The sequence below is a fragment of the Dehalococcoidia bacterium genome (assembly GCA_003597995.1).
Classification (GTDB): Bacteria; Chloroflexota; Dehalococcoidia; order Dehalococcoidales; family UBA1222; genus SURF-27.
Genome location: QZJY01000061.1, coordinates 16,679 through 28,984, shown reverse-complemented (window position 1 = coordinate 28,984; position 12,306 = coordinate 16,679). Strand labels below are relative to the sequence as shown.

The 12,306-nt window shown below is 55.5% G+C and carries 11 protein-coding genes; 10 read left to right on the top strand and 1 reads right to left on the bottom strand.

What is annotated here, in order from left to right; genetic code table 11:
- The first annotated feature begins 7 nt into the window (after positions 1–7).
- A complete protein-coding gene (locus tag C4542_08400) occupies positions 8–445 on the top strand; it encodes a hypothetical protein (GenBank protein ID RJO60755.1) in 438 nt (145 codons plus the stop codon).
- Positions 446–1,061: 616 nt separating this feature from the next.
- On the opposite strand, the gene C4542_08395 is transcribed toward C4542_08400, so the two are convergent.
- Positions 1,062–1,973 carry a hypothetical protein gene (locus C4542_08395; protein RJO60754.1) on the bottom strand — a complete coding sequence of 304 codons (912 nt, stop codon included), beginning with the start codon at positions 1,971–1,973 and terminating at the stop codon, positions 1,062–1,064.
- 183 nt (positions 1,974–2,156) lie between these two features.
- Here C4542_08395 and C4542_08390 point away from each other — a divergent pair, with 183 nt between their 5' ends.
- The 9 genes from C4542_08390 (at position 2,157) to C4542_08350 (ending at position 12,306) form a co-directional block, all read left to right on the top strand.
- Positions 2,157–3,545 (top strand): hypothetical protein, encoded by a 1,389-nt coding sequence (locus tag C4542_08390; GenBank protein RJO60753.1) that lies wholly within the window; start codon positions 2,157–2,159, stop codon positions 3,543–3,545.
- Entirely contained in the window at positions 3,542–4,810 is a 1,269-nt protein-coding gene (locus C4542_08385; protein RJO60752.1) for a DUF2029 domain-containing protein, read from the top strand. The genes C4542_08390 and C4542_08385 overlap by 4 nt, the downstream gene beginning before the upstream one ends.
- Positions 4,811–5,109: 299 nt before the next feature.
- Entirely contained in the window at positions 5,110–6,375 is a 1,266-nt protein-coding gene (locus C4542_08380) for a KamA family radical SAM protein (GenBank protein RJO60751.1), read from the top strand.
- Positions 6,376–6,396: 21 nt separating this feature from the next.
- Positions 6,397–7,398 (top strand): ATP-grasp domain-containing protein, encoded by a 1,002-nt coding sequence (locus tag C4542_08375; protein ID RJO60750.1) that lies wholly within the window; start codon positions 6,397–6,399, stop codon positions 7,396–7,398.
- A complete protein-coding gene (locus tag C4542_08370) occupies positions 7,388–8,386 on the top strand; it encodes an ATP-grasp domain-containing protein (GenBank protein ID RJO60749.1) in 999 nt (332 codons plus the stop codon). The genes C4542_08375 and C4542_08370 overlap by 11 nt, the downstream gene beginning before the upstream one ends.
- 22 nt (positions 8,387–8,408) lie before the next feature.
- Positions 8,409–8,882, top strand: coding sequence for an N-acetyltransferase (locus C4542_08365; GenBank protein RJO60748.1), 474 nt, complete (start codon positions 8,409–8,411; stop codon positions 8,880–8,882).
- 239 nt (positions 8,883–9,121) lie between these two features.
- Complete coding sequence (locus tag C4542_08360; GenBank protein ID RJO60747.1) at positions 9,122–9,508, top strand: metallopeptidase family protein; 387 nt, start codon at positions 9,122–9,124, stop codon at positions 9,506–9,508.
- 1 nt (position 9,509) lies between these two features.
- On the top strand, positions 9,510–10,163 hold the full coding sequence (locus C4542_08355; protein RJO60746.1) for a hypothetical protein: 654 nt from the start codon (positions 9,510–9,512) through the stop codon (positions 10,161–10,163).
- A 154-nt stretch (positions 10,164–10,317) separates the two neighbouring features.
- Positions 10,318–12,306, top strand: a complete 1,989-nt coding sequence (locus C4542_08350; GenBank protein RJO60745.1) for an ABC transporter ATP-binding protein — start codon at positions 10,318–10,320, stop codon at positions 12,304–12,306.

Here is a 12,306-nt window from a genome sequence, read left to right as displayed (position 1 = left end):
GGGAGGAATGGCTGGCAATGTTTCTGCCATGATGAGCATTCAGGTACAGAATGCCTCTGGCACTCCGTTCAACGTGACGGCAAATACGACCATAAACTTAACTTCAACTTCCGCCAACGGCAAATTCTACAGTGATGCCGCAGGTACCAATCAGATCACCTCGGTGACCATAAGCAGCGGCAGCAGTACCGCCTCCTTCTACTACAAGGATAGCTCGGCGGGTCTTCCCACCATCACCGCCGCTGAGTCACCCTCGGCGGGCTGGACCGATGCTACCCAGCAGGAAACACTATATGCAGCCGGAGCGGCGGCAACCACGACGACTACTCCCCCGCCACCGTCTGGCCTCAACTGGGGTCTTATTATCGGGTGGAGCATCATTGGGCTCTTACTACTCGGTTTACTCATCGCGATATTTGCTAGCCGACGAAGCCGACGCGAGTAAAATCATTGTCTGGCATAATAGAGAGCCCGCTGCATCAGCAGCGGGCTCTTTGGTATTTTTACTAACCCTTATCTAAATCAGTTGGCGATTGGGCAATAATGGTTCCTTTTTCACTCTAAGCTTTCAGGTATAAAGGTTTAGCCTTGATATTGGGTGCACTTTTTTCCGCTTCTTCTTAATGCATCGCCGCTTGATAAGGTCAGGAGATATACACCAATAGCTCTGATAGTTGCCGTTATCTTCAAACCTGTAATACACGACAAAACCGCCTCGCCATCCCCGAACATTTGTGCTATTATACAACGCATGTCAACCACGGGAGAATATCAAGGGATGATTCAATCTCAGGCATCACGAATACCTCTCAGGCACAAGGGCTGCCAGAACCAACATGCCTGGGGTGATTCGACCGGGGAACGAATCTTACCCACAGGCCATGCCTGAAAAACGGGATTCGTTTCCTCGAAAAAAAATTCTCCGTGAAACGAAAACGAATCGAAGTAGGGGCGAGGCATGCCTCGCCCGCGAGGGAGTCCGGGTGTCACTTGTACTGAGCGTAGAGAATGTATCGGGACGACCGTGAGGGCCTTTACCGGATAGAAAATCATTTTTTGGGCTACACCAGGAAAATCAGGGCTATGCCACCCACTATCATCAGCGTGGCGATTATCTTGATAACCATCCCTCGGCGGTCGGTGCGGAACTCCAGCAGGAAGCCCGGCATGAAGCGGGACAGCAGCACGGCATATACAAACACGAAGAGCGGCTTGGAGTTGAAGATGGTGGAAGCCAGCGACACCGGCCCGTTCTGAATGGCCCAGAACCCCAGCACCAGCGAGAACATGGCGGCCACCTCGTTAAGCGCCACCCCCGCCGAAGTATGCCACGGGCGCGCCATCCCCACTATCTGCCGCAGCACGTCGCGGCGCAGGCACATGACGATGAAAGCAACCGATGTGAAAAGGAAACTCAGGCTGGCCGAATTCCAGTAAGAGATGAAGTCCATGGTGTATTTGTTGAAAACGTCCGATGCCGCAAAGAGCACGCTCGAGCCGATGAGCAGGAAAAAGGAGCTGGCGTGAAAGCGGGCTGAGCCGTCCTCATCGCGTTTGAAGGATATGAGAATCGCTCCGCTTACCACTACAGCGATGGCCAACCACTGCGTGTACTTCAGGCTCTCGCCGAGGAATACAGCCGCCATGATGGCAACGAAAATAGGGGCGGTCGATGCCAGCGGCATGATACGCGAAATGTCCTCTTTCTTCATGGCGTACAGAAGGGTGCTCATCGCTCCCACTCTCAGCATGGCTGATATAAATGCCAGGCCATATATGCGCAGTCCGGTATCGTGCGGGAAAGGAAAGAGGAACAGCATGACGATGGCCGCAATCATGGTAAAAAGGCCGATGATAAGCAGGTAGCTGCGCAGGCCGGGTAAACGGCGCGACAGGAAATGGCTGTCCAGCGTGTTGACCAGCGCGGCGATGGCTGTGCTGGTCAAGGCGAGTGAAATCCATGTAGGAGACATCAGGCGGTTAGAATCCTTTTAAGCCGTCAGGGAGATGGCGCAATCTTTCTTCTCAATTCAGCGTTTATTATTTGGGCTCCCGTAAAGCTCGACCAAACGCGATATTATAACTCATAAGGGCTTATAGGGGATAGCGCAGGAATCGGCTTAGAGCTATACTAGAAAAAATAAACCAGACCTGTTATGCCTAACGACAGTTATCGCGCCCTGCTCTATCGTGCCATCACCGTCCTGGGAGTGGTACTGGCCTTTTTCCTCACCCTGGTCATCCCCCAGCACATGCGTGAGAGCGTCGACTGGTCGTTTCAGTATGCCACCCAGAACTTCTCGCAGGGGCGCTTCACAGTAGACGGCAGCACCATCGGTCTCGAAGCGGCTGAGGCCTATAAATACGGTGGACGGCTCAGCCAGTATGCACTCGCAGGCGATGACCGCTACGCGCTTACCGAAGCCCCCGGGTATATCTTCTACCTGCTGCCCTTTTATTACATACACGCGCCCGAACTGGGCAACCTGGTGCTGGCGGCGGGGATGACTTTCGTGGCATACCTTTTGTTCAAACGGCTGCGGGATGAGAAAACGGCCTGTCTCGGCTCGCTGCTATTGCTGTTTTCCCCGGTGGCGCTGGCTATGATGCAGCGCGAATACGCCGATAGCTTCGCCGCCGCCGCCTTCCTCAGCATGGGCGGTGGGCTTTACATCTACTATTGCCTGAGTCAGCACGAACTCACCTCCCGCTCTGGCGGAATCTTCCTGTTCCTGGCGGGACTAGGACTCGGTTTGAGCGTGGCGGCGAATTACTATAATGCCCTGACTGTTCTTGTTTTTATGCTGCACTTTATATTTACGTCTGTGCGCTCCTGGCTGGCGGGCCGTCGCGGTGAAGTTGTCCTGGCTTCGGTCTGGATGGGATTGGGGCTCGCAATCCCTCTTGCCGGATTGTTTGTCTATCAGAACGCCGTATTCGGCTCGCCCTTGAGATTTGGGTTCCAGTATTCCCGGCTTCCAGTGAGCTTCAGCCTGGATTTCCTGCGCCCCAACATCAAATATGTTACCGTAGCCCTGTTGGTGGGCTTTCCGTTGCTGCTGCCGGGGATTGCTTCTCTCTGCATGGCTTTTTATAATAAAATCCGCTCGCTCAGACCGCAACACAAACCTGAGGAGGTTAAAGACACCTGGACCGAGTTGCGCTGGGGCATCCTTTTGCTCCTGGCGGGATGGATAGCAGCGGTCTATGGCCTTTATCTCAATTACGAGTGGACGGCCAACACCCAGGTGGTTGGCATGCCCTTTATAGTCATGGCACGCTATTATCTGCCGGCTGTTTTACCGCTCACAATAATGGCAGTCCTGCTGCTCAAACGTGTACCGCGCAAACTATCGCTCGCGCTCACTATCCTGGCCGCGGTCTGGGGCGTGCTCTTTTTCGCCCAGTCGGCGCTGTCTTATCCGGTGGTGCCGCCTCACAGCCCGTATAATCCGCTGGCCGGCTATCTGCCCCAGAACGCCAACGGCGAGCTCGATGGGCAAAACATCGAGCATCAAAATCCAGCAATAGAGACATTCCTATGAATCAAGGCACTAAATTAAAGTGGGTGATTGTGGTGACGGCTTTCTGCCTGCTGCACCTGCTGTTTTTCACCCGCGTATTTTATAGCGGCGGCCCCGACGTGGCGGGATATTACCAGTACGCCGTCAAGATGGACCAGGGACAGGTGGCTTACCGCGACTTTTCCGTGGAATATCCGCCGGGCGCCCTGGCGGTGTTTTACCTGCCCGGTCTGGTGTCCGATAACCTGCAGGAATATGAAACAGCGTTTACTTTTGAGATGCTGCTGTTCGACCTCATCGGCCTGTTGCTCGTGCTAGGTATCGGACGAAAAGCCGGAATCTCACCCTGGTCGTGCCTTATCGGCTACACCCTGGCCATGGTGGCTATCGGCTCCATCATGGTGCAGCGCTTCGATATGGTGCCGGCGGTGATAACCCTGGGGGCTGTTTATGCCTTCAGCCGCGGCAATTACAAGATTGCCTGGGCCATCCTGGCCATAGGCACGATGATCAAGCTATCTCCGGGGCTGCTGGCGCCCCTCTTCCTCATCTATCAGTGGCGGCGCGGAGGCCTGCGCAGCGTGATACCGTCGGTGGCTGCCTTCGCTGCAGTGACGCTCCTTATCGCCGTGCCGCTTCTGGCGCTCGACAGGCACGGGTTCATCTCTTCTTTCACTATCCAGGGCCAGCGCGCGTTACAACTGGAAAGCACCTATTCTTCCCTGCTTTTGTTAGGCAACTCGCTCGGAATCGTGAGCGCTTATCCCATCCAGGGAAGCATTTCCTACGATATTGCCTCCTCCCTGGCGGGGCCGCTGGCGCGTTACTCCTTTGTCTTTATGGGAGTGGGTCTGCTGGCGGTTTATGGCCTCTATTACCGCAATTGCCGCAAGCTGGCCAGATCACACGCCCGATTTACCCCGGAATCTACCGCCCTGGCGGATTTGCTGAACTACTCTTTCGCTGCCATAGTCTTGTTGCTGGTTACCAGCAAAGTGTTTTCACCGCAGTTCATGGTATGGCTCTACCCGCTGTTTCCGCTGGTGAGCGGGCGTTTCCGCAGCACGCTATGGGTCATCTTTCTGACGGCATCGTGTCTCACCTGGTATATCTACCCGTTGCATTACTATGAACTCATAGATATCCAGCAGTTGGCTGCGGATGCACTTATTCTGCGCAACACCCTGCTGATATTCGCGGCAGTGCTGCTGCTGGGCGAAAAAGCGACAACCGCTGAAAAGAATACGACTGATGCTCCGCTTGAATTACGCCCCGCTTCTGGCTGACGCGCCTTTTCTTTGAAGAGACCTCCATATCTCTCTCGCATCATATGATTTGACTTGCACGCATTATTTTCTGATGTCTCCAGTACTTCTTTTGCGGCTGAAACGTGTGGCGCAAAAACTCCTTTTAAAAAATATTTTTAAAAACTTTTCAATATAATTAGTCCCGTGCGTAAATTCCCTTGACATATGTAAATAGCAATGCTATAAATTTATTAATTAAATAGTCTAGATTCATGAAAAATATTGCATGAATCCAGAACATTGAAAAAAGCAGCAATCGAAGAAGGAGAATTTAATACATGAAAGCCCAGGCGACACTTATCAAGGAAGCCAAAGAAGAGCCTCCCAGTACAACTGCCACCGCGGTCCAGTTAGAGGATGAAGAACCTCCCCTTAAAGCGGCGACGGCACTGCGCCGTCTTTTTTGCAACACACCCTCGGAACAGTGGAACGACTGGCGGTGGCATTTCCGCAACCGCATCACCACGATTGAAGGACTGTCCAAATACGTCCATTTTACCCCGCATGAACGCTCACAGCTAAGGCTGGTGAGCATTAAATACCCTCTCGCCATCACGCCCTACTACCTGTCACTCATGAATCCTGACGATCCCGCAGACCCCATCCGCAGGCAGGCACTGCCCGCTCCAGAAGAGCTTTCCATGTCGTCAATCGGCATGGAAGACCCTCTGGCTGAGGAAGAACACTCGGTGGTCCCCGGGCTGGTACACCGCTACCCAGACCGCGTTCTCATGGTGCTGACCGATATCTGCCCCATGCTATGCCGCCACTGCACGCGCAAGCGCGAATGGCGCCACGGCGGCTGGGTGCGCACACCTGACGAGGTTGAGGCCATGCTGGAGTACATCAGAAATCACAAGGAAGTCCGCGACGTCATCATATCCGGTGGTGATCCGCTAACGCTGTCGACGCAACGCCTGGAAGCGGTGCTGGCCGGCATTCGCCGCATCGGCCATGTTGAGATAATCCGCATCGGCACGCGCGTGCCCGTGGTGCTGCCGCAGCGTATTGACGACGAGCTGTGCAACATGCTTTCCAAATACGGCCCTATCTGGCTTAACACGCACTTCAACCACCCACGCGAGCTGACACCCGAAGCCGCCGGAGCCTGCGACCGGCTGCTGCGCGCCGGCGTGCCGGTGAATAACCAGTCGGTACTGCTCAAAGGCGTCAACGACTCGGTCGAGACGCAGCTCAAGCTGTGCCAGGGTTTGCTCAAGATAAAAGTCCGCCCTTACTACCTGTTCCAGTGCGATGACGTAGCCGGCACCGAGCATTTCTGGACCCCTGTGGAAACGGGTGTGGGCATCATCCAGGGCATGCGCGGCTTCACTTCCGGCCTGGCTGTTCCGACATATGTTATCGACCTGCCTAACGGCGGGGGCAAGATACCCGTGGGGCCCGACTATGTTCTCGAACGCACGCCGCAAGAGTTCGTCGTGCGCAACTACCAGGGCAAGATAATTCACTACCGGAATCCGGGCAACGTGAAAGCGCGTTCCGGACATAGCGAGCTGGTATGTGATGAAGCCATCCATGCATAGGCGGGCGGACCAGGACTTTGGATGAAAATAGGCTTAAGCTATGATATAAAAGAGCAGGCATCAAAGGCAGAGGGGCTGCCTGAAGATGCCTTTGAAGAGTACGATTCTCCTGAAACAGTAGAAGCACTGGCCGCCGCCATCGGTTCTCACGGACACACTGTCCAGAGGCTGGGCGGCGGCCCCGCTTTTTTAAAGAATATACTGGACGCCAGGCCAGACCTGGTGTTCAACATCGCCGAAGGGCTGGGTAACTACCGCAGCCGCGAGGCACAGGTCCCTTCAGTGCTTGAGATGCTGGGCATCCCCTACTCCGGCTCCGACCCACTGACCCTGTCCGTCTGCCTGGAAAAGCCGCTCACCAAGCAGCTGATGGCTGCCTGCGGAGTAGCCACGCCCAAATGGTGTGTCATCAACGATATCAGCGAGCTGGAAAGCTTCAACTGGAAGGAATTTCCCTTTCCGGCTTTTGCCAAACCGGCGCACGAAGGTTCAAGCAAGGGCATACGCGGCGCCTCGCGCGTGGATAACCCCCGAGCGCTCAAGGAACTCATCAAGCAGCAGATGGCCCTCTACGCGCAACCCATGATGGTCGAGGAGTTTATTTCGGGGGAAGAGGTCACCGTGGGGCTGCTGGGCAATAATCCCACGCGCCTCACCGGCATCATGCACGTCATACCGAGACAAAAAAGCCCGGATTTCGTCTACTCGCTGGAGGTCAAGCGCGACTGGCAGAATCAGGTCGAGTACGAATGCCCGGCCAGGTTCGACGAATCCGTACTGGAAAGAATACAAGACTCCTGTCTCAAGGCGTTCGGGGCGCTGGGGATACGCGACCTGGCGCGCATGGACTTCCGCATATCCCCGGGCGGCACGCCCTATTTTCTGGAAGTCAATCCCCTGCCCGGCCTCAACCCCAAGAGCGGGGACTATATTATCATGGCGGAAGCCATGGGATGGAGTTATAATACGCTGATAGGCGCTGTACTCAAGTCAGCCATAGAGAGGTGCGGGCTTGGCTCTTAGGGTGGCCCTGATCTATAACGACCCCATACCCGACCGCTACAGCCAGATGGGCGAGGCCGATGCCATCGCTGATGTGCTGGAAGAGGTTAAAGCCGTTTACGATGCCCTGCTGGAGATGGGACACAGCGTGGTCAAAGTGCCCCTGGTGCCCCCGATAGACAGTGTCCGCTCCATTCTGGGGGGGCTGGATGTGGATATATTCTTTAATCTTTTCGAGGGTTTCGCCGGGCAGCCGGAGACCGAGGCCATGGTAGCCGGCATAATGGCGGCCATGGGCAAACCGTTCACAGGCTCGCTGGCTCCCACGCTGGCGCTGGCCCTGGATAAGGCCAAGACCAAGGAGCTGCTCATTGCCGCGGGTGTGAACACACCCAGGTTTCAGGTGCTGCGCCCGGATAATGTGAGCCGGTTTGACTTGAAGTATCCCTGCATTGTCAAACCGGCGGCGGAGGATGCCAGTCACGGCGTCAACCAGGACAGTGTGGTAAACGACAAGGATGCTCTCGCTGTTCAGGTCGAGAAAATATGCTTGCACTACGGCGGCAGGGCGCTGGTAGAAGAATTCCTTGACGGGCGCGAGCTTAGTTCAACCATTATGGGCATCCGCAAACCCATTGTTCTATCCATCTCGGAAATTATTTTTTCACTGCCTCCAGGACTTCCCAACATGCTCACATTCGGCGCCAAGTGGTTAACCGACGATGTTTATTTCCACCATACCGACCCGGTTTGCCCGGCCAAAGTTGACGATGCTCTCTGGGCTCACGTTTCCGAAGTATCGACTGCTGCGTACCGGCTGCTGGGCTGCCGCGGCTATGCCCGTGTGGACATGCGGCTGGATAGCCTAGGACATGCCAGCGTGCTCGAGGTCAATCCCAACCCCGATATCTCCGTTACATCCGGGGCGGTAAGACAGGCGTCGGCTATCGGGCTCACTTACCCGCAATTCATCGAACGCATCATGCAGTTGGCTTTCGACCGGGAGTAACGTGGACTTCCAACTCCGTTCCATGACCGCTGCCGACAAACCCCGGCTCATGGCGTTGCTCGAAGCCACCCCCGAATTCGAGCCCGCCGAAATACCCGTGGCCGAAGGAGTCATCGATGTTTACCTTGACTGTCCCGGCAGGGATTACCAGATCACAATCGCCGAATCGGCATCGAGAATCGTGGGGTATGTCTGCTACGGGCAGACGCCCCTCACCATGACCACATGGGACATTTACTGGATGGCGGTAGCCCTGGACAAACGCGGGATGGGCATAGGCGCGGCACTACTCAAGAAAGCTGAAGACGAAATTCAAAGAGCTGGGGGCAAACTATTGCTGATAGAGACATCCAGCAAACCCAATTACCTGAACACGCGCCGTTTCTACCTCAAAAAGGGATACAAAAGGGTGTCACGTATCCGCGATTTTTACGCCCCGGGTGACCATCGTCTCATCTTCGAAAAGCGCTTCCATGACAGCACAGCCTCTTTTTAACCATCAACCCTCAGATGCAAATATTTGCTTATCTGCGACCTCTGGATAATCCAGAACCTTTTCCTCGATATCCCTCTTGTGCCTGGCCTGTTTAATGCAACCGGGCAATACCATACCAACGGCGCGAAAGTGACCATCTCTGAGCTCTCGGAAGGCCGAAGCGATATCGATTTGTCAGCGCCAGTTGTTATTGCAGATGGCTTATATTGTCACGGGCTTTGTTCTATAATAGCGGGAAGATGGATAGGAAGCGCTTTGAAGTGCTGGTGGCTGCGGCGGTAGCCGGTCTGCCGGAGCAGTTCCGCAATCTGCTGGAAAACGTAGACGTTGTGGTGGAAGATTTTCCGAGCCGAGCGCAGAACCGCAAAGCATCAGAAAGGGGAACGCTCCTCGGGCTCTATGAGGGTGTGCCGCTGACCGGGCGCGGCATCGGCTATAGCATGGTGGTTCCCGACAAGATCACCATATTCCAGAATGCCATAGAATCCATATTTGTTTCCGATATTGAAATCGAACGTGAGGTGCGCCAAGTGGTGCTGCACGAGATCGCGCACCACTTCGGGCTGGATGACCGCAGACTCGAACAGATTGAATCAGAAAAACAGGCTAAACACGGGAGGTCCTGATATGAGCATGGAGCAGTATTACCGCAAGGTGCAGGAAAAAGTGATGGTGCAGCGCGACGTCATCAACTCGCTGCTGAAGGACCCGCGCATCATAGGCGATTACTATGAGGCCATCGTGCGCGATGCGGTGAGAGAGGCCGTTTCAGCATCCTTTGCGGTAGGCAGGGGCGTGGTGCTGGCATCCGACGGCCGCGCCAGCAAGGAATGCGACATCATCGTTTACAACGCCGTGGAATACGGCCCGCTTTTCAGCTCGGGGGACATCGTGGTGGTCAGTCCGGAGTCCGTGCGCTGCGTTATACAGGTCAAGGGAACGGTCAGCATGGATAATATGGGCGACGCCATTCAGGGCCTGGCGGCTGTCGACCAGCTTCGCACCGGCATCTGGAAATTTATCGTGGGATTCAAAACCAACGTGGAATATCAAAATCTGGTGGACCAGTGCGCCCGCTCCCGCAGCGTCAACGGCATTTTCCTCTTTTCCAGCGCGTATAAACAGGAGAAAGAAGACATCTCCCTGCAGATGCAGAAACTGGTGGGCATTCTCAAGTCTATCACCGCCCCCGGGGTGTACCAGACCAATGACGCCGGCAAATATGTCGTCCTGGAGGTCGGCAGCCGTGACTCCTTCCAGGGTGTGCCTTTCACGGAATAAATGGACCTTATTCTAATGCGCTGGGTTGTCTTGACCTCGATATCCTCAGGCATCCGCGAACCAACATCAGGAGAGCGCCTTAAACTGGAGCTCTCCCTTTATATTGCTCTTTTTTGCCCGATAAAACGTTCGCCAGCTATAATACGTGTGCAAAATGCTCAGTCTGAATAACATTTCCAAGTCCTACGCCCAGCGCGTTCTTTTCAGCCAGGTCAGCTTGAATATCGGCGCGCGCGACCGCCTGGCCTTGCTCGGCGCCAACGGCAGCGGCAAGAGCACGCTGCTGGAGATAATCGCCGGCGAACTCGCCCCCGACGGCGGCGCGATAACCCGCCGCAAAGGGCTTACCGTGGGCTATCTGCGCCAGGAAAGTAGCGTGGGTTCAAGCCGTGCGTTGCTCAAAGAGGTAACCTCAGCCGCCGGCCTCATCAACCGTCTGGGGCACCGCATCCAGGCGGTACAGGAGGAGTTGGCCGAGGGGGCGGATGGGGCAACCCAGGCCGTGCTGCTCGCCGAGCTTGGCGATTTGCAGCACCGCTTTGAAGCCGCCGGAGGCTACGACGTGGAGCAGGAAGCTCGCGTCATCCTGTGCGGGCTGGGTTTCCGCGACTCCGATTATGAACGCCCTCTTTCAGATTTCAGCGGAGGCTGGAGGATGCGCGCCGAACTGGCCAGGATACTGCTGCAGAACCCGGACCTGCTGCTGCTCGACGAGCCCACCAATCACCTCGACCTGGAAACCCAGCTATGGTTCGAAGAATATCTAAAAACCTATCAAGGGGCCGTATTACTAACCTCGCATGACCGCGCTTTTCTCAACCGCGTCGTAAGCAAAGTACTGGCTATAGAAACAGGCAGGGTCTCAGTCTATTCGGGCAATTATGACAACTACGTAGAGGCCAGGCAGATGGAGCTCGAAGTGCTGGAAGCGACAGCCAAACGACAGAGCATCAAAATCGAGCAGGAAGAACGCTTCATCAACCGCTTCCGCGCCAAGAATACCAAGGCCACCCAGGTGCAGAGCCGCATCAGGAAACTGGAGAAACTGGAACGCATCGAAGTGCCGCGCCTGGCCAAAAAGATACGCTTCAGTTTCCCCGAGCCGCCCCATTCAGGCTCCGATGTTATCATGTTGAATCACGTGTCCAAGTCGTACGGCGCCAACACCGTCTATAGAGATTTGAATCTGTTGCTGCGCCGAGGAGACAGAGTAGCGCTGGTCGGGCCCAACGGCGCCGGCAAAACCACCCTGCTAAAAATACTGGCCGGAATGCTCACCTTTGAAAATGGCGAGCGCCGGCTGGGACACGCCGTCATCACGGCCTATTACGCACAGCACCAGCTTGAGCTTTTGGAACCGAACAATACAGCAGTGGCCGAACTACGCAGGGTGGCTCCGCCGGATACCGAAGACGTGAGGTTGAGGGCCATACTGGGCGGGTTTTTATTCTCCGGAGATGATGCGTACAAAGAAGTATCCGTCCTCTCGGGCGGCGAGAAAGCCCGCCTGGCGCTGGCCAAGATGCTTACCCAGCCCGCCAATTTCCTGCTGATGGACGAACCCACCAACCACCTCGATATCGCCTCGCGCGAAGTGCTTACCGACGCCCTGGAAGCCTACCGCGGCACGCTGTGTTTCATCACCCACGACCGCACCCTCATCCGCCAGATTGCCACCAGCATCATAGAGGTGAAGGCGGGTGACATCACGGTTTACCAGGGAGATTACGACAGCTACCTGTATCACAAATCTCTTTTGTCGCCGGAAGATGAGAATCCGCAGCGCTGTCTCATGTCCGTAAAAAAGACTCCCGCGCCCGGCTCGAGACAGAAGCGCGCGCTTTCCGGCGAGCTTCGCAGCGACTATTACGCCAAAAGCACGCCGCTCAAAAAGCGCATCGAGAAGTTAGAAGCGGAGCTGTCGCGCATAGAAAGCGAAGTCAAAGACCTCGAAAAACGTTTTGCCCGGCCGGAACACTACAAGGATTCGCAGGAAGTGGTGTCCAGCATTGAGAGGCACCGGGCGCTTAAAGCACAGGCTGAGGAACTCACTGAGACCTGGGGAGCACTCTCATCTGAAGCCGACCGACTGCGTGCGGAATTCGAGACAGCCCTGAGTCGCCTGGAAGGTGAAGAAGGATAG